A 19,614-nucleotide genomic window follows, 5' to 3' on the forward strand; every position below is an offset into this window, starting at 1 on the left:
CGACAAAAAGCGACAATAAGAGCTGTTCCAAACGGGACAGCTTTCATTGTAAAAAGTCAGTATATTTAGATAAATTTAAAGGGTATATAATTTTTTTGACGAATAAATAAGTTAGAGAAAATTACGGATAAAAATAGCCCGAACCATGCAGGGCATGATTCGGGCTTATATTCAGATTAGTAAGCTAAGCTGAATAGACCTTTAATGTGTGATAAGTAACGAACGTTACTTGCTTCTTTCATTAATGATGCTGGTAAGCCTTTAAGTGGAGTATTGCTTGCTCCAATTGTAGCAACCGCATCTTTACGTCCTAGACTAGCAAGTGTTCCAGAGTTTACAGGTGCGAACTCTTCGAATGCTTTGCCTTCTAGTGCTGCGTATAAGTTGTATCCAATTAACTCACCCATTTGCCAAGCGATTTGTGCAGTTGGTGGGTATGGACGTCCGTCTGGAGCGAAGACAACAGCGCTGTCTCCAGCAACGAATACGTCTTTGTGAGAAGTAGATTGTAGGTATGCATCAACTGTTGCACGTCCACGGTTAACTTCAAGACCTGATTCACCGATTAATGGGTTACCTTGTACGCCGCCTGTCCAAACGAATGTGTTAGCAACAAGTTTTTGACCGTCTTTTAAGTCGATTTCGTTGCCAGCAACGTTTGTTACAGGAAGACCAGTTAAGAATGTAACGCCGCGTGCTTCTAGGCTAGTAGTTGCACGTTCGATTAAGTGGTCTGGTAATACTGGAAGGATTTTTGGACCTGCTTCAACAAGAAGAAGTTTCACTTCTTTTGGATTTACGCCGTGGCTTTTTGCAAGTTTAGGCATAATGTCAGCAAGCTCACCAACTAGCTCAACGCCAGTTAATCCGCCACCACCGATTACGATTGTAGCATCAGCTTCGTTTTTCGTTTTCGCGTATTCACGAATACGGTCTTCAACGTGTTTGTAGATTTTGTTTGCATCAGCAGCAGATTTTAATACCATGCTGTTTTCTTCTAGTCCTGGAATACCGAAGTAAGCAGTTTTACTTCCTAAAGCAACTACAAGTGCATCGTAAGATAAAGTAGTGCCGCCAGCTAGTTTGATTTCTTTGCTATCAACTGAGAATGACTCAACTGTTGCGATTTTAAGATCGATGTCTTTCCCTTTGAAAAGCTTTGTAAGTGGCATTGCAACTGCTTGCTCAGACACGTTACCAGCTGCAAGGCGGTGTAGTTCAGTGATGATTTGGTGTGTTGGGTATTGGTTAATCACTGTAACTTGTGCTTCTGATTTGCTGTAATATTTACGTACGTTTAAAGCGGCAAGAAGACCGCCATAACCAGCGCCTAAGATGACAATTTGTTTTGACATAGTATGATATCCCCCGTCTTTACTAATTGTTGTTATAAGTTAAATTATTTATTGTTACGTTCTGCACTAATTTGAAGATATGCGTTCACAAAGCGGAACATTTTTTGTGCTTGTGGATCTTTTAGTAATTTTAACAGACCGAATAGGCCGATAACTTCGTTGCTTTCTTCAGCACGATCTTTCGCTTCGATTGCAGTTGCAGCCATGCTTTTCACTGTATCTTTTACAGGTTCTACAAGCTCTGTAATTGCACCAACAGTGTCGCTTTTTAATACTTCATCAGTAGCAACAGTTTGAGCGAAGTCATAAGATTTAGTTAAAATGTTAACAAGCTCAGTTAATTTTGGAAGCTGTTCTACTAGTGTTGTTAATGATTCTTGTACCTCAGGTTTTAACAACTGATCAAGTACATCAAGTTGTCCTTGGCTAGCAGAAATTTGTACAGTTTCTTGTTCTGGCTTTGTTTGAGTCATAGTTTCTGGCATCTCCAATTCTCCTTTACGATAGCAATACTCTTATTTTTTGATAAGTAAGATAGTAAACGCTTGCGAAACTTTATACAAAGTTTCACAAAACACAATAAAATGCCTTTAAATTTACGACAGCAAGTAAGCTGCAAACATAAATCTAAAACCATAACGTCTCACTTATCATTTATGAACTGTCCGATACATGGCTTGTCCGCATAATGGAAAAGCTCCGCTACCGGAAAGTGTATATAATATATATCCTATATTATATACTATATGCACCTATGTTAACATAAAAATGATTCCTAATTATTTGATATTGAGTGTATAACGTAGTACTGACAAGGTATGAAAGTGTATAAAATATTTTATTTCAGTTAGAAATGTACATATATATATAGAAAAAAAGGAAAAAACGAGCAAATTTATGTTCGTTTTTTCCTTTTTCCTATTATTCACCTTCTACAATTAGCATCGATGTGTTACCGCTTTTTTCAAGATGGCATTCGCCCCAAGTACAAAGAGAATCAAGAATGGATTCTAAAGACCAACCGTATTCTGTAAGTGAATATTCTACTTTTGGTGGTACTTGATTGTATACCTTTCTTTGAATGACCCCATCGTCTTCTAATTCACGTAATTGCTGAGTTAACATTTTTTGTGTAATCCCAGGCATTAAACGTTTTAGTTCACTCGTTCTTTTTGTGCCTTTCGTTAGATGACAAAGGATAACAACCTTCCATTTTCCACCGATAACCTCTAAAGTCGCTTCAACGGGAATATTATATTTTTTCATATAAAAATCTCCTTTGATGAATGTAGATTTAAGTTCTCCAACAAAAGAAGCTAAATAATTAAATGTTACTAAAAAGTGCCTATAGCACTTTAAAGTACGTACTTTTTATCATGTTGAATATGTTCCATAATAGCATACGTAAGAGGGAAATGAGTAGTACGGTACTAAAAAGTGCCTATGTTACTTTTAGGTACCTATCGTACTTTTAAGTGCGTTCTTCAAAAAAAGAGTAAAGCCATTCATAATAGCGTATATCAACAGTAAAGTTATTTTTGTAGAAGATAAAAAGGCCTTTTTATCATACTATTATGATTGGATTTCTCGCATTAAGGAGGAGTTCAATTGAATTCATATACAGTATCTTCTTCGGCAGTACAGACGAATCGGAGAAGTATGTTTGCTTTATTAGCACTAGCAATTAGTGCGTTTGGAATTGGTACAACTGAATTTATTAGTGTCGGCTTATTACCATCTATCTCAGAGGATTTACATGTTTCTGTTACAACAGCGGGGTTAACTGTTTCTTTATATGCATTAGGAGTAGCGTTTGGTGCTCCAGTATTAACGTCATTAACAGCTAGTATGTCGCGAAAGACGTTATTAATGTGGATTATGATTATTTTCATTATTGGTAATGGCATTGCGGCAGTAGCAACAAGTTTTACTGTGTTACTTATTGCGAGGGTTGTATCTGCATTTGCACATGGTGTTTTTATGTCAATTGGATCTACAATTGCGGCTGCTCTTGTACCTGAGAATAAACGTGCAAGTGCCATTGCGATTATGTTTACTGGATTAACAGTTGCGACTATTACAGGTGTGCCAATTGGAACGTTTATCGGTCAACAATTTGGCTGGAGGGCCTCGTTTATTGTTATTGTGGCCATTGGAATTGTTGCTTTAATCGCCAATAGTATGCTAATTCCTTCTAATTTAAAAAAAGGTACGTCTGTATCATTTCGCGATCAATTTAAGCTGATTACGAATGGAAGACTGTTACTTGTATTTATTATTACTGCATTAGGATATGGGGGAACGTTCGTAACATTTACGTATTTATCTCCGTTATTACAAGAAGTAACAGGATTTAAAGCAAGTACCGTTACAATTATTTTGTTAGTGTATGGAATTGCAATTGCGATTGGGAATATGGTCGGTGGAAAATTATCAAATCATAATCCGATTCGAGCGTTATTTTACATGTTCTTTATTCAAGCGATTGTATTATTTGTTTTAACATTTACAGCACCATTTAAAGTTGCTGGATTCATTACAATTATTTTTATGGGACTATTTGCGTTTATGAATGTCCCGGGGCTACAAGTGTATGTCGTTATCTTGGCTGAGAGGTTTGTACCTAGCGCTGTTGATGTAGCATCGGCGATTAACATCGCAGCATTTAACGCAGGAATTGCTCTTGGTGCTTACTTGGGCGGTATTGTAACGAACTCGTTAGGATTAATTCATACGGCTTGGGTAGGCGGAATTATGGTAGTAGGTGCTGTGATTTTAACAGCGTGGAGCATGACATTAGAAAAAAGAGATCAAGTAAAATAAAAGGAGAGAAAATAAAATGAAAAACTTACAAAGTAAAACAGTATTAAATAATGGTGTAGAAATGCCTTGGTTCGGTTTAGGTGTATTTAAAGTAGAAGAAGGACCAGAACTTGTAGAAGCTGTAAAATCAGCGATTAAAGCAGGATACCGTAGCATCGATACAGCTGCAATTTACGGAAATGAAAAAGCTGTAGGTGAAGGAATCCGTGCAGGTATTGAAGCGACTGGTATTTCAAGAGAAGAATTATTTATCACTTCAAAAGTATGGAACGCAGATCAAGGATACGAAGAAACAATTGCTGCATACGAAGAGAGCTTAAAGAAATTAGAACTAGAGTATTTAGACCTATATCTTGTTCACTGGCCTGTAGAAGGAAAATATAAAGATACGTGGAGAGCGCTAGAAACACTTTATAAAGAAAATCTCGTACGTGCAATTGGCGTAAGTAACTTCCAAATTCACCACTTACAAGATGTAATGAAAGATGCAGAAATTAAGCCAATGATTAACCAGGTAGAATACCACCCTCGTTTAACACAAAAAGAATTACAAGCTTTCTGTAAAGAACAAGGTATTCAAATGGAAGCATGGTCACCACTTATGCAAGGTCAATTATTAGATAACGAAACATTACAAGAGATTGCTGAGAAATATGGCAAAACAACAGCGCAAGTTATTTTACGTTGGGATCTTCAAAATGGAGTGATTACAATTCCAAAATCAACGAAAGAACACCGCATTATTGCAAATGCTGATGTATTTAACTTTGAATTAACGAAAGAAGATATGGAAAAAATCGATGCGTTAAATCAAAATCACCGCGTTGGTCCAGATCCTGATAACTTCGATTTCTAAGATTAAGGTAAGAAAAGAGAGTGCGTAAAAGCACTCTTTTTTTTGTATAAAAATATTTTCTAATTAAATACTACTTAGTATTAAGTTTGTTATTAAGGGGCTGTGAACATGAATATAAAGCAATCGTTCAAACTTTTAGCTATGTTTTTAAGTGTTTTATTTGTGTTATTCCCACTTCAAAAAGCATTCGCAGAAGTGATGGACCATACAAAGTATCAAATGGATTGGAGTTATAGTAAGTCCAAGAAGAAACCAATTCGAACAGAGCTTATTAAAACGGCAGATGGCAAAATTGCTTTTTGCTTAAATGTAGATTTAAAATCTCCAAGCGGTCAAGATTTACCGGAAATGGGGAAAGTGGATATTAACGTATATCGCGTATTATTGAATGGATATCCACAAAAGAGCCCGCAAGAATTAGGTGTTTCTGATTGGAGAGAAGCTCATTATGCAACGCAGCTTGCAGTATGGAATGCGTTAAAACAAATCGATATTAATGATTTAGATTTCCGTAATAAAAATGTAGAAAAGGTGACGAAAGATATCGTTGCAAAAGCTAGCGCTAGTGAAGAGTTACAAGAAATTACGATGAGTGTCGTACCAACAGAAGAACAAGAAGCGGTATTGAAAAATGATTTCTTTGAAACAGGCTTATATACAGTAGAAACAAATGCAAAAAGCGGAACGTATAAAGTGCAACCAACAGGTGCACCAACGGGCGTGAAATTTGCAAATGAAAAGGGCGAAACAAAAACAGAATTTAATGTAGGAGAGAAGTTCCGCATTTTAATTCCGAAACAAACACCAGCTGGTGGATTTAGCTTTAAAGTAATCGGGAAATTAACGAAGCTACAAGGGATTGCACATAAAGGTACACCCACAATTCAAAATGCAGTTGTATTACTTGAGCGTAGTGAAGAAGAAACAAGTCCGGAGTTATCAGTGAGTTGGAAAAAAGGAAATGGTCATGATAATAATAAACCACATACTCCAAATGAACCGCATAAACCGAATCAATATAAAAGGTAAGGATGAAAGCATTGGTGTTAACCAATGCTTTTTATATATGAAATTTAAAATTATATCAAGATAATTATTAATTAGATAAAACACTGTTTTTATGTTGAGAAAATTATTTGGAAATAACAAAATATAATAAAATCCAAACGTTACAATAAATAGATTAAATTCACAAAATTGTAACATTATTCTAATTGAAAAGTCTATCAAACAAAGTGTAAAGCGTGTACAATTCAGTTGGAAAAACTACCTATAGATGGTCATATATGAAGAAAATGTAAGGTTTTATTTTTAGATGTATAGATGACGAGACTAAAATATATCTTTTACTATGTTTCTTTTATGTAAGAAGAGAACTCATCACAAGTAGAGTGAAGTGAGGAGGGCATAATACATGAAAAATTTTACAATGTAAGAAAGCGAATACATTTAGAGAAATGCGGAAGTAATTGATATAGGTGCGAGAGGCGTTAGTCTATTCGTTAAATGTTTTTATAAAAATAATAGGATTTCTTATTAAATGAATATATAGGATGGTTTGTCTAAAAAAAGGACAGGGGACACAGATTATGTCAAAGCAGAAAAAGAGTAGGGTATTAGTAGCTGGTATTTGTATATCTACATTATTATCACCAGTAGCTTTCGAAGCATCGAAAGGATATGCGGCGCCTTTGGAAGAGAATAAGGGCGGGCAGTTGGAAGAGAGTAAAGAGAATCGTTTGGAGCAGAGAACGTTTCATTTGCCTGGGAAAGGTAGTATTGAAGAAGAGCAAAAACGCTTAAAAGTACGTTATGTACTTTCAGCGAATGAACCAACTGGAATTTATGCTGGTCCAAATGAAGAAATTAAAATTGAAATAAAAGGAACGCAATCTATTAAAGCGTTCATAGGAACGAAGTCATATGATGAAAAAGGGTTTGAAGAATTTGAGTTAAAACCTGGTGAAAATAATATTTCATCTTCAATAGGTGGAATACTATATTTTTATAACATGAATAATGATGGCGAAGTAACAGCTTCAGTTATTCATGGAGGAAGTCATTTTCCATTATTTATCTTAGGGAAGCACACAAAAAAAGATTGGGATGCAATGTTAAAGAAGTATAAAAATCCTTATGCAGTTGAATTGAAGGGTGAGAGAAGTTTAATTACTGCAAGTCCTGAAGCAGTGGAAAACTATATGGGAGAGACGGATCCAGTAGAATTAATGAGGCTACATGATAAGATTATTCGCTTTGAAAATTCTGTAGCAGGATTATCTGAAGATGGTATAGGGGTGTCAAAAGCTCCAAACCACTATATCCAATTTGTTGAAAAGAGAAAACCAGATAAAGATGATTGGATGTTTGCTACTCATTATCATACAGGGTATGTTCCAGAGACTATGGATAGGGTTTTAAATATAAAGAGATTACAAGGAGATGGCTGGGGACCGTGGCATGAAGTAGGGCATTTACATCAGCAAGCTCCTTGGTTTTGGTCAGGTGTAGGAGAAGTAACAGTAAATATATATTCATTATCGGTTCAAAGAATGTTAGGCAATAAATCAAGTCTAGAAGAAGATGGTCATTATAAAAAAGCTTTTGCTTACTTAGATAATCCTGATGCTCAAAAAAATATGGAAGAATTCGAGAAACTAGTAATGTTTTGGCAACTTGATTTAGCTTATGGAGAGCATTTTTACCCTAATTTACATCAAATGTATCGCTTATTACCAGAATCTGAAATGCCTGCTTCAGATGAAGATAAAAAGCAAATGTTTATTTATATGGCATCGAAAGCGGCTAAACAAAACTTAGTACCGTTTTTTGAGAAATGGGGATTAGGTCCAAATGATGAGGTTAGAGGGAAAATCGAAAATTTAAATTTACCTAAATTAGAAAAAGAAATATGGAAAGCAACAGATAGTAATATTATTCGTGAAAAACAAGTGAAACCATACGGCGGGCTTCCTTATGGTGAAGCGTCTAATGTGGTACAAGATCTCATCGTTGGTGCGAATTTTAATGAAAATCTAGCAAATAGTCTTGTTCAAAATTTAGGTGAAAATGTAAAAGTAACAGGTAGAATTATGTGGCTGGATTTAGAGGTTGGAAAAAGAGCGGTATTAGTAGAAATTGAGGATGAGAAAGGACAGAGGAATTTCATTTCTGTTCCAGTTAACAGTCTTTATGGAGATACTATGGTATTTAAAGGTTACGGTGATGAGGTAAATTCTGTTATAACGCTCCTTCATGATGAAAAGAAAATCAACGTTTCTTTCGTTGGTAATGAGTTCCATGAGCGCTTTAAAAATGAAAAGTATGTAGGGATTACCTTATATGATAAGGACGGAAATGAAAAGAAAAATATTTCTATAGAAGGTCAAGAAAATTCTAAAAAAGTTGCTTTGCAACTTGAAGGTGTTGAACTTCAATATGGCGATATTATGAAAGTATATCATGCAGAACCAAGTCGTTTCGATTGGTATCAAAGTAATAAACTTGTAGAGCAAGGTGGAGCTAAGAATAAAAAAGAAAAGTTCTTTAAGATTACTCCACAAGGATATGAACTAATAGACGGTATACAGGAAGTAGAAGCAGTACCGCAAAAAGTAGTAATCGGGGCAGACGCTGAAAAATTAGAGGCGAACAACTTTGTTCAAGTAAAAGGTGGAGAAGTAATTGGTTTTGTAGAAAAACCGAATACAATGAAAATCGGTGAACAAAAAGTAAAAGTGGAAACGAAAGATCGTTTTGGAAATAAGAAAGTGACGGAAGTTCCATTAGAATTGACATATGGAGATAGTTTACTTGTATATGGGTTAAGCTATGATGGTGACGATATGAAATCAATTATAACGTTACATCAGGATACGAAAAAAATGAGTGCGACAGATACGGATAATTTGATTCATGATTACTTTGGAGATGAGAAGTATTTTGAATTCACCTTGTACAATAAAGAGGGAAAAGAGAAGAAAAATATAGAGGTAAAAGGCTTGGAGAATACAGAAGCTTTTGCCAAGGAAGTAAATGGGTTAGTATTTGAATATGGAGATGTGGTGAAAGTATACCATGCAGAGTCTTCACGTTTACATTGGTATCAAAAAGGTTTATATGTGGGAGAAGGAAAAAATAAAGAAATAAAAGAATTATTCTTTGAAATTACTGAAAATGGATTTGAAAGATTAGAAGCTCTGCAAGAAGTAACGGCAGTACCACAAAAATTAGTAATTGGAACAGACGTTGAAAAATTAGAAGCAAAAGATTTTGTGCAAGTGAAAGACGGAGAAGTAGTTGGATTTGTAGAAAAACCAAATACGACAAAGATTGGTGAACAAAAAGTAAAAGTAGAAACGAAAGATCGTTTCGGAAATAAGAAAGTGACGGAAGTTCCAGTAGAAGTAACTTATGGAGATAGCCTATTTGTATATGGATTAAGTTATGGTAGTGACGATATGAAATCGATTATAACGTTACATCATGATACGAAAAAAATGAGTGCGACAGATACGGATAATTTGATTCATGATTACTTTAAAGATGAGAAGTATTTTGAATTTACTCTGTACAATAAAGAAGGAAGAGTGAAGAAAAATATAGCGGTAAAAGGTATGGAAAATACGAAAGCTTTTGCCAAGGAAGTAAATGGATTAACATTTGAGTATGGAGATATGTTGAAAGTATATCATGCAGAATCTTCACGCCTACACTGGTACAAAAAAGGTGTATATGCGGGAGAAGGAAAGAATAAAGAGATAAAGGAACTAGTCTTCAAAATTACTGAAAACGGCTTTGAAAGAATGGAAGCTGGGCAAGAAGTAACAGCAGTACCACAAAAAGTAGTAATTGGAACAGACGCTGAAAAATTAGATGCAAAAAACTTTGTTCAAGTGAAAGATGGAGAAGTACTCGGATTTGTAGAAAAACCGAATACAACAAAAATTGGTGAACAAAAAGTAAAAGTAGAAACAAAAGATCGCTTTGGTAATAAGAAAGTGACGGAAGCTTCATTAGAAGTGATGTATGGAGATAGTATAGTATACCAAGGTGTGGCTGATGTAACGCGTTCAATCGTTACCTTAAATCATGATGCGAAGAAATTACATGCAACATTTACTGATGGTGAAATACATTATCGTTTTGTAAATGAACAGTATATAGGACTTACGGTATATGATCAAAATGGAACCGAGAAAAAGCATGTAACGGCAGAAGGACAAGAGACTTCAAAGAATTTTGCTGAGCAAGTAAATGGTATGATGTTCGAGTATGGTGATGTAGTAAAAGTGTATCATGCAGAATCTGATCGTTTAAGTTGGTATAAAACTGGTGAGTTAATTGGAAAAGGGGATGCGAAAAAATTTAAAGAGATTTCCTTCAAGATTACTCAAAATGGCTTAGAGCAAGTACAATAATAAGAAAAAGCTCGTAAAACATAATGTTTTACGAGCTTTTTTATTATTCAGCTTCAGAAACTACTGTGAAGCGTTCGTTTACATGTTTTGGATTTTCGATTTCATCAAGTGCTGCTACTGCGAAATCTTCGTAACTTACGTAGCTATCACCTTTTGCGTTAACAAGAAGGTTGTCTTTACCAGCTTTGTAAGAACCAGTGCGTTTTCCTAATGCGAATAGTGCAGAAGGGCTGATGAATGTCCAAGTGATATCATTTGTTTGTTGTAAGATTTCTAAGTTTTTGCCTTGGTTTTGAGCTGTTGCAAGGTATTCGCCTGGGAAACCTGGTGTCTCAAATACACGTGTTGTTTTCTTTTCGTCTACAAATAAGCTTCCAGCGCCGCCAACTACAAGTAATTTTGTGTTAGGTGCACCTTTCATCGCTTCAATTAGTACGTTTCCTGCATCTACGTGAAGGTGTTCTTGTCCTGCTGGAGCACCGAATGCATTTACAACTACATCGAATGCTTGTAGGTCGTTAGATGTAAGAGAAAATACGTCTTTTTCTAACACTTTTACGTTTTCTTCTGTAATTTTTGCAGCGTTTCTTACGATTGCAGTTACTTCATGTCCGCGATCTAATGCTTCTTTTAAAATACGACTTCCTGCTTTACCAGTTGCTCCGATAATTCCGATTTTCATAATAAATCCCTCCAAAGTGTTTTGTTAAAGTGTATATCTGAAAGTGAATGAATGTATTGTAATTAGGTTTGTTACAACCTGTTGTAATCATTATAGTTACAGGTTGGTGTTTTTGTCAATGGGGTTGTTTGTGAATTTATTTTTTGTTTTAGTATGCACAGTTAGAGGGAGGGCAGTCATAAAGATATTGTTACTGCGAGCCTGGCTAATATTTGGAAATTGCAAATTGTCGAAAAATGTTGATTTTTGAATGTTTTTTAAATATAATTCGTTTTATGGAGAAAAGGAGGGGTTAATTGTATGAATATTTTAGAGCAATTTGTTTCATCAACGAATACAATTCTTTGGTCATATATTCTTATTGCGATGTTAATTGGTTTAGGTCTTTATTTTTCTATTAAATTGAAATTCGTACAAATTACTCATTTAGGGGAAATGGTTCGACTAATGAGTGATGGATTAACTGGAAAGACGCGTAAAAAAGGTAGTGTATCTTCTTTCCAAGCGTTTTGTATGAGTTCAGCAGCTCGTATTGGTATCGGTAACTTAGCTGGTGTAGCGTTAGCTATATCTATGGGAGGACCTGGCGCGGTATTTTGGATGTGGGTTATTGCGATTATCGGGGCTTCTTCAAGTTTTGTAGAAAGTACGCTGGCCCAAATTTATAAAATAAAAGATGGCAGTGGCTTCCGTGGTGGTCCTGCTTATTATATGGAAAAAGGTTTAAATAAACGTTGGATGGGAATTTGGTTCTCTATCCTTATTACAATTAGTTACGGTTTAATTTTTAACTCAGTACAAGCGAATACAGTAACATTAGCATTTGAAAATGCATTTGGTTTAGAGCGTTATATTGTTGGTATTGTATTAGCTGCATTAGTTGCGGTTATTATTTTTGGTGGTGTAAAAAGTATTGCACGTATGTCGGAAATGATTGTTCCGCCAATGGCGCTTATTTATATTGCGGTAGCTATTTTTGTTGTTATTAAAAACTTCTATTTAATACCAGATGTGTTTACGGAAATCTTTAAAGGTGCATTCGGTTTAGATTCAGCTGTAGGTGGCGGTATCGGCGCTGCGATGAAATACGGTATTCAGCGCGGATTATTTGCGAACGAAGCAGGTATGGGTAGTGCGCCAAACGCGGCAGCGACGGCTGATGTAACGCATCCAGCAAAACAAGGTTTTATTCAAACAATTGGCGTATTAGTAGATACATTCTTAGTATGTACATCAACAGCATTTATCGTACTATGTTCTGGTGCATATAAAGCAACAAATTTAGAAGGTATTGAGTTAACGCAAAATGCATTAAGTTCACAAATCGGTCCATGGGCAAGTAGCTTCTTAGCGATTATTATTTTCTTATTTGCATTTAGTTCTCTTTTAGGAAACTACTATTATGGTGAAACGAATATTGAATTCATTAAACAAAGTAAAACGTGGTTAACGATTTACCGTATTGCGGTAGTAGGAATGGTATTATTCGGTTCTGTTGCGACGCTTCAAGTTGTATGGAATATGGCGGATCTATTTATGGGACTAATGGTAATCACAAACTTAATTGCGATTACACTTCTTGGACGATTTGCGTATGCTGCATTGGCAGACTATGTAAGACAAAAGAAACAAGGAAAAGATCCAGTCTTCAGTGCAGATTCTATTCCTGGCTTAACAAATACAGAGTGTTGGGATAAGTCAGCAGTAATGGATAAAGAAAAAGCAGTATAATGAAAAGGCGAGCATCGAGATGAATTCGATGCTCGCCTTTTTTGTTGTAGTAAATGATGAAAAGGGTGAGAGGTAATTATTAATATAACTTTTTTTGTTTGTTCCTCTCGTTATTTGTGGGGAACGTACTATTTTAAAAGTATGACTGGTCGAAGAGGATAAGTGATTGAGTATTGGATAAATGCATGTGATGGCTATATTTTTATGTAAAAAAACATATACGTTAAGATATTTGACATACTCATGTCATAAAACCTTACATAAAGTTCTTGATTACTTAAAGTTTTTAGAATATAATTTTCTTATTGTTAGGAAGAGGGGGCAATGCAAATATGGATTTTTTAGCTAAGGTAATTGGGGATGTAAATAATATCCTTTGGTCATATGTCATTATTGCGATGTTAATTGGGTTAGGGCTCTATTTTTCATTTCGTGTGAAATTTGTCCAAGTTCGTTACTTCGGTGAAATGATTCGTTTGCTTGGGGATGGAGCAAGCTCGAAAACGAGAAAAGCGCAAAAAGAGAAGAGCGGCGTATCATCATTTCAAGCATTTTGTATGAGTACAGCTTCTCGTGTAGGTACTGGTAACTTAGCTGGTGTAGCTATTGCAATCTCAGCAGGTGGTCCAGGAGCAGTATTTTGGATGTGGTTAATCGCGGTAATTGGGGGTGCTTCTGCATTTGTAGAGAGCACATTAGCGCAAATTTATAAAGTGAAAGATGGGAATACGTTCCGTGGTGGTCCAGCGTATTATATGGAAAAGGGTTTAAATAAACGCTGGCTTGGAGCTATTTTCTCTGTATTAATAACAGTAAGTTTCGGATTGATTTTTAACGCTGTGCAATCTAATACTGTAGCAGCTGCTTTTGATGGAGCATTCAAAACAGATAGTAGATTAGTAGGTCTTGTAATGGCTGGTTTACTTGCAGTTATTATTTTTGGCGGAGTAAAACGAATTGCTCGCGCGGTTGAAATGATTGTTCCAGTAATGGCAATTATTTATGTAGCAGTGGCATTATTCGTTGTTGTAACAAACATTACGGCAATTCCATATGTATTTAAAGAAATTTTCTTACATGCTTTCGGAATTAAAGAAGTAGTAGGCGGAGGATTAGGAGCTGCGATTTTATTAGGGGTAAAACGTGGGTTATTCTCAAATGAAGCAGGTATGGGTAGTGCGCCGAACGCAGCAGCGACTGCAAACGTAACGCACCCAGTTAAACAAGGTTTCATTCAAACTTTAGGGGTATTTACTGATACATTATTAATTTGTAGTTGTACAGCATTTATTATTCTTTTATCAGATGTGCATAATGCAGCTGATTTAAATGGAATTCAATTAACGCAGCAGGCGTTAAGTCAACATATCGGTCCATGGGCTTCTATATTTGTAGCAGTTGCGATCTTCTTGTTTGCATTTAGTTCATTAGTAGGTAACTACTACTATGGTGAAACGAATATTGAGTTCTTAAATGGAAGTAAAGTGTTATTAAATGCATACCGCATTGCTGTACTTGGTATGGTTATGCTAGGATCTGTAGCGACAATTCAAATCGTTTGGGATGTAGCAGATTTATTCATGGGTATTATGGCTGTTATTAACTTAGTGGCAATCGTATTCCTTTCTAAGTATGCCTTTGCAGCATTATCAGATTACGTAAAGCAAAAGAAACAAGGAAAAGATCCAGTCTTTTATGCGAATTCAATTCCAGGCCTGGAAAATACAGAGTGCTGGGAAGAGCAAGTAGCTGATAAAGAAAAAGCAGTATAATGAGGTGAGCATCAAGTGAAACTTGATGCTCATTTTTTGTTTTATCCATATATTTGTTGGGAGTAAAAGACGAACATTAATGAGTGTTTTATAATAAAATGTAATTTTTTAAGAAAAGTGCGGATATGAGATGTGATTTGTGTTAGAATGATAAATGCCTTTGAAACAAGAGGTTTTATGATTTTTCCTATTCGATTGAAGGTTTTGGAGGAGAAATAGAAAGTTCGGATTATTTCTTGTTTTGAGTGGTCAGACGTTCAACGTTAATGAAGAGTTAAATGGAGGATTTTATTAATGAAGTTTGTTATGTTCCTTGTAGGATTACTTGTTGTATTTGTACTCGGTTTTCTTATAAGTGCCGATCGAAAGAAGATTAAGTATAAACCAATCGCAATTATGCTTATTATTCAGCTAGCATTATCTTATTTCTTATTAAATACGCAAGTCGGTTATATTTTAGTAAAAGGAATTTCAGATGGATTTGGGGCACTTCTTGGATATGCGGAAGCTGGAATCGTTTTCGTATTTGGTGGTCTTGTTAATAAAGGAGAGGTTTCATTCTTCTTAACAGCGCTATTACCAATCGTATTCTTTGCCGTTTTAATCGGAATTCTGCAACACTTTAAAATTTTACCTGTATTTATTCGTGCTATTGGTACGTTGTTAAGTAAAGTAAATGGTCTAGGAAAACTAGAATCATATAACGCAGTAGCAGCTGCCATTGTTGGACAAGCGGAAGTATTTATTACAGTAAAAGATCAATTAAGTAAAATCCCAAAACATCGTTTATATACATTATGTGCATCTTCTATGTCGACGGTGTCGATGTCAATCGTTGGTTCTTATATGAAAATGATCGAACCGAAATATGTAGTAACAGCACTTGTATTAAATTTATTTAGTGGTTTCATTATCATTCATATTATTAACCCGTACGATATTACAGAAGAAGAAGATACACTGAAATTAGAAAATAAGAAAAAACAATCATTCTTTGAAATGCTGAGCGAGTACATTATGCTTGGTTTCACGATTGCGATTACAGTAGCAGCTATGTTACTTGGTTTCGTAGCATTAATTACAGCAATTAATAGCTTGTTTGATTCCGTGTTCGGTATTACATTCCAAGCTATTTTAGGATATATTTTCTCACCATTAGCATTCGTAATGGGTATCCCACAAGCTGAGATGGTAACAGCGGGACAAATTATGGCAACAAAATTAGTATCAAATGAGTTTGTTGCGATGCTTGATCTTGGAAAAGTAGCTGGTGATTTATCGGCTCGTACAGTTGGTATTCTTTCTGTATTCCTTGTATCATTTGCGAACTTCTCATCTATCGGAATTATCGCAGGTGCAACGAAAGGTATCGATGAAAATCAATCAAATGTTGTATCATCATTTGGTCTACGCCTTGTGTATGGTGCGACATTAGTAAGTATTCTATCAGCGATTATCGTTGGTGTTATGTTATAAAGTGAAACTTTAATCAGTGGGTGGCTTTATCCCCCGCTGATTATTAGCCCTCACCAATCGGGGTAAAAAAGGATGGTCCTAGCTCATAGCTAGGGCTATTTTTATGGTAAAATTGCATGAAAAAACCAATTAATTAGGAATATATTAACATATAAAAATCTTTTAAAATTTATATTGCATTTCGTCTAGATAACGCTTACAATTTGATTTGTAGGTGGTATCAATTTCAGACTTTCAAATATGGTAGGAGAGAAGAGGCTACCTTTTATAAATTGCAATTTATGTAAACGCTTACTGATTTTAGATGACAGTTGAATAGTATTTAGGGGTTTTAAATTTTTTTAACATCAATGGTCAGACGTCATTCGTTATACGTTATACGACCAATAACTCATGGGAGAAGTGGAGGATTCACATATGAAAATAGTAATGTTTCTAGTCGGTTTACTTGTAGTATTTGTACTAGGTTTCCTTATCAGTTCAGATCGTAAGAAAATTAAATATAAACCAATTGCACTTATGCTTGTCATTCAATTGGTACTTGCGTATTTCTTACTAAATACAAAGGTCGGATTTGTATTAGTAAAAGGGATCGCAGATGGATTTGGCGCTATTTTAAAATTTGCGGAAGCTGGGGTTAATTTCGTATTTGGTGGTCTAGCAAACGATGGACAAGCACCATTCTTCTTAACAGTATTATTACCGATTATTTTCTTAGCAGTATTAATCGGGATTCTGCAACATATTAAAGTTTTACCGATTATCATTCGTGCAGTCGGTTTCCTATTAAGTAAAGTTAACGGTTTAGGAAAACTAGAATCATATAATGCGGTAGCAGCTGCAATCGTTGGTCAAGGGGAAGTATTCATTACAGTAAAAGATCAACTAAGCAAATTACCGAAAAATCGTTTATACACACTTTGTGCATCTTCAATGTCTACAGTATCGATGTCAATCGTCGGTTCTTATATGAAAATGATTGATCCAAAATATGTAGTAACAGCACTTGTATTAAACTTATTCAGTGGATTCATTATCGTTCATATCATTAATCCATATGAAGTAAAAGAAGAAGACGATATTTTAGAATTACAAGAAGACAAGAAACAAACATTCTTTGAAATGTTAGGCGAATATATTATGCTTGGTTTCTCAATCGCTGTAACAGTAGCGGCGATGTTAATCGGTTTCGTAGCATTAATTACAGCAATTAACGGTGTATTCGATTCAATTTTCGGAATCACATTCCAAAGCATTTTAGGATACATCTTCTCACCATTAGCATTCGTAATGGGTATTCCAACATCAGAGATGCTACAAGCAGGACAAATTATGGCAACAAAATTAGTAACGAACGAATTCGTTGCAATGCTTGACCTTGGAAAAGTAGCTGGTGATTTATCAGCTCGTACAGTAGGTATTTTATCTATCTTCCTTGTATCATTTGCGAACTTCTCATCTATCGGAATTATCGCAGGTGCAACGAAGAGTATCGATGGCAAACAAGCAAACGTTGTATCATCATTCGGTTTAAAACTTGTATACGGTGCAACGTTAGTAAGTATATTATCAGCGATTATCGTTGGGGTTATGCTTTAATAAATTAAGAAAAGCAATGAGCGTGGGCTCATTGCTTTTTTTGTTTAACTTGCTTTATCCAAGTCTCTTTTAAAACGTGGTTTCTCTAAATAAGTTCCCAGTCTCCACGCATATTCCACTGGCCCCATTCGGTATTTTTGGAGCCAATAGGTGCTAACGAATAATTGAATCGTATAAATTCCGATGGTTAAAAGAATACCGAAGAAATAGCCAATTTTCCCGTATAAGCCAAATCCATATGCGTAAAAAATGGTTGTTGCGATAATAGATTGCGCTAAGTAATTACTAACGGACATTTTCCCCATGTTCGCCATGTATGTTAGGAGACGAGTCGCTTTTTTATAATGGAATAATAAAATAACCGTGCTTCCGTAAAAGAAGGTCATAGTTACTGGTGTAAGGCCATCTTGTAGCATAATTAAAAGCAGGTGCTTTACGAACATAGCTAAGATTTTAATTGTAAAAGAGAAGAGACCGGTGGCAAACCATATTTTTTTGATAGCAGGTATATGTTTACTGACCTCAAATAGCCAGCCTTTTTTCCCTACATACATTCCGAGTAGGAACAGTGGAGACATAAAAATTATTGCGAAAACTGATATGAAAAATAATCCGAATGCACCGTCAATTCCCATGTAATCAAAAGGATTTTCAGTCAATCTAAAGTTGACGTGATCCATATAGCTTCCAGTTTGATGGACTTTATGTTCTTTTTCAGTATAAGGTGCAAAATCATCTATATTTGTAGATGGATCAGTTTGATAAGACATAAGTGTAATAAGTGCGAGTAGAATAATCGCCCAAATGAGCAAAGTTTTCGGTTTTCGATTGATGAACATCATTAAGAAAATCCCGATTATTCCGTATGCAAATAAAATATCGCCCTCCCAAACAAAAGTGCCGTGAATGTAGCCTAGTAGTAAAAGAATGATAATACGTCTTATGTATGTGGGGAAGAATTTTTTTCCTTTTGCGATAATACTTTTTTGTAACAAAATAATGCTAAGCCCAAATAGAAAAGAAAATAGGGATATAAAGTTATGTGTGCCGAAGAATTGAATAAACCAATTAGCGCCTTTATCAAGATCGCCGAATAGATAAGTTGGTTTTTCACTGGTGAAGAACCCGAATTGAATTAATGTCATATTGACTAGTAAAATGCCAAACAAAGCGAAACCACGAATTGCATCAACAGCTTCTACACGTTGATTCATTTTTCCTCTCCTCGTATATTCGTTTTTATATTGAAAATAATACCATTTTATAGCTGGCACTATGTCAAATATGAGGAAATTTAAGGTGATTTTAAGATAGAGAGCAAACAAAAAAATCACCTTAATACATGTATTAAGGTGATTGAAATATTATTCAGCTGGAGGCGTAAATGTACGTTTCTCTAATTCAGCATCTAGCATAAACAGTGCGTTTGAATCGCTTGTAATACGTTTTAATTTTTGAATGATGCTATCGAATGAAGCTTCTTCTTCCACTTGTTCGTCAACGAACCATTTTAAGAATGTAATTGTTGCATGTTCACGCTCGTCCCAAGCGATATCAGATAAGTTATAAATACGCTTCGTTACTTCACGCTCGTGTTCAAGTGCGATTTCAAAAGCGTTTAATACAGATTCGTATTCGTTATTCGGATTATCAAATCCAGTAATAATAGCACGCTCTCCGCGGTCATTAATATAGTTGTAAAGTTTCATTGCGTGGAAACGTTCTTCTTCAGCTTGTACAAGGAAAAAGTTAGCGAATCCATCATAGCTCTCCGCTGTACAGTAAGCAGCCATTGCCATATAAGCATGTGCAGAGTAAAATTCAAAGTTCATTTGTTCATTTAATGCGTCGTGCAATTTTTTTGATAACATAAAATCCCCCTTAGTATTGTGACAAGAAT

At 35.3% G+C, this 19,614-nt stretch carries 14 protein-coding genes; 8 read left to right on the plus strand and 6 right to left on the minus strand.

Annotated features, from left to right (window positions below; all coding sequences use genetic code 11):
- Positions 1-176: 176 nt before the first annotated feature.
- The 3 genes from MR143_RS07545 to MR143_RS07555 all read right to left on the minus strand — a co-directional run bounded on the left by MR143_RS07545 (position 177) and on the right by MR143_RS07555 (position 2,621).
- Entirely contained in the window at positions 177-1,355 is a 1,179-nt protein-coding gene (locus MR143_RS07545) for an NAD(P)/FAD-dependent oxidoreductase (protein ID WP_000043202.1), read from the minus strand.
- A gap of 44 nt (positions 1,356-1,399) precedes the next feature.
- A complete protein-coding gene (locus MR143_RS07550) occupies positions 1,400-1,840 on the minus strand; it encodes a DUF1641 domain-containing protein (RefSeq protein ID WP_001115311.1) in 441 nt (146 codons plus the stop codon).
- A 436-nt stretch (positions 1,841-2,276) separates the two neighbouring features.
- On the minus strand, positions 2,277-2,621 hold the full coding sequence (locus tag MR143_RS07555) for a winged helix-turn-helix transcriptional regulator (RefSeq protein WP_000760475.1): 345 nt from the start codon (positions 2,619-2,621) through the stop codon (positions 2,277-2,279).
- Positions 2,622-3,014: 393 nt separating this feature from the next.
- On the opposite strand from MR143_RS07555, the gene MR143_RS07560 reads away from it, so the two are divergent.
- The 4 genes from MR143_RS07560 (at position 3,015) to MR143_RS07575 (ending at position 10,454) form a co-directional block, all read left to right on the plus strand.
- Complete coding sequence (locus MR143_RS07560; protein ID WP_003303256.1) at positions 3,015-4,178, plus strand: MFS transporter; 1,164 nt, start codon at positions 3,015-3,017, stop codon at positions 4,176-4,178.
- Positions 4,179-4,194: 16 nt separating this feature from the next.
- Positions 4,195-5,034, plus strand: coding sequence for an aldo/keto reductase (locus MR143_RS07565; protein WP_000793560.1), 840 nt, complete (start codon positions 4,195-4,197; stop codon positions 5,032-5,034).
- 108 nt (positions 5,035-5,142) lie between these two features.
- Positions 5,143-6,063 (plus strand): thioester domain-containing protein, encoded by a 921-nt coding sequence (locus MR143_RS07570; protein WP_242280694.1) that lies wholly within the window; start codon positions 5,143-5,145, stop codon positions 6,061-6,063.
- A gap of 560 nt (positions 6,064-6,623) precedes the next feature.
- Complete coding sequence (locus MR143_RS07575; RefSeq protein WP_242280695.1) at positions 6,624-10,454, plus strand: putative mucin/carbohydrate-binding domain-containing protein; 3,831 nt, start codon at positions 6,624-6,626, stop codon at positions 10,452-10,454.
- A gap of 43 nt (positions 10,455-10,497) precedes the next feature.
- Here MR143_RS07575 and MR143_RS07580 read toward each other — a convergent pair whose 3' ends face one another.
- Complete coding sequence (locus tag MR143_RS07580) at positions 10,498-11,136, minus strand: NAD(P)-dependent oxidoreductase (protein WP_000689908.1); 639 nt, start codon at positions 11,134-11,136, stop codon at positions 10,498-10,500.
- A 300-nt stretch (positions 11,137-11,436) separates the two neighbouring features.
- Here MR143_RS07580 and MR143_RS07585 point away from each other — a divergent pair, with 300 nt between their 5' ends.
- From MR143_RS07585 to MR143_RS07600, 4 genes are all read left to right on the plus strand, one after another.
- Complete coding sequence (locus MR143_RS07585) at positions 11,437-12,867, plus strand: alanine/glycine:cation symporter family protein (RefSeq protein WP_001022944.1); 1,431 nt, start codon at positions 11,437-11,439, stop codon at positions 12,865-12,867.
- 332 nt (positions 12,868-13,199) lie between these two features.
- On the plus strand, positions 13,200-14,639 hold the full coding sequence (locus MR143_RS07590; RefSeq protein ID WP_000346393.1) for an alanine/glycine:cation symporter family protein: 1,440 nt from the start codon (positions 13,200-13,202) through the stop codon (positions 14,637-14,639).
- A 294-nt stretch (positions 14,640-14,933) separates the two neighbouring features.
- Positions 14,934-16,115 (plus strand): NupC/NupG family nucleoside CNT transporter, encoded by a 1,182-nt coding sequence (locus MR143_RS07595; protein ID WP_000673843.1) that lies wholly within the window; start codon positions 14,934-14,936, stop codon positions 16,113-16,115.
- A gap of 417 nt (positions 16,116-16,532) precedes the next feature.
- A complete protein-coding gene (locus tag MR143_RS07600) occupies positions 16,533-17,714 on the plus strand; it encodes a NupC/NupG family nucleoside CNT transporter (protein WP_000706848.1) in 1,182 nt (393 codons plus the stop codon).
- 44 nt (positions 17,715-17,758) lie between these two features.
- On the opposite strand, the gene MR143_RS07605 is transcribed toward MR143_RS07600, so the two are convergent.
- Both MR143_RS07605 and MR143_RS07610 read right to left on the minus strand, forming a co-directional pair.
- Positions 17,759-18,928: a DUF418 domain-containing protein gene (locus MR143_RS07605; protein ID WP_242280696.1), complete on the minus strand. Its 1,170-nt coding sequence runs from the start codon at positions 18,926-18,928 to the stop codon at positions 17,759-17,761.
- Positions 18,929-19,078: 150 nt separating this feature from the next.
- Positions 19,079-19,585 carry a ferritin gene (locus MR143_RS07610; RefSeq protein ID WP_000949398.1) on the minus strand — a complete coding sequence of 169 codons (507 nt, stop codon included), beginning with the start codon at positions 19,583-19,585 and terminating at the stop codon, positions 19,079-19,081.
- Positions 19,586-19,614: the final 29 nt, after the last annotated feature.

The sequence above is a fragment of the Bacillus cereus group sp. BfR-BA-01347 genome (genome assembly GCF_022663835.1).
GTDB lineage: Bacteria > Bacillota > Bacilli > Bacillales > Bacillaceae_G > Bacillus_A > Bacillus_A thuringiensis_K.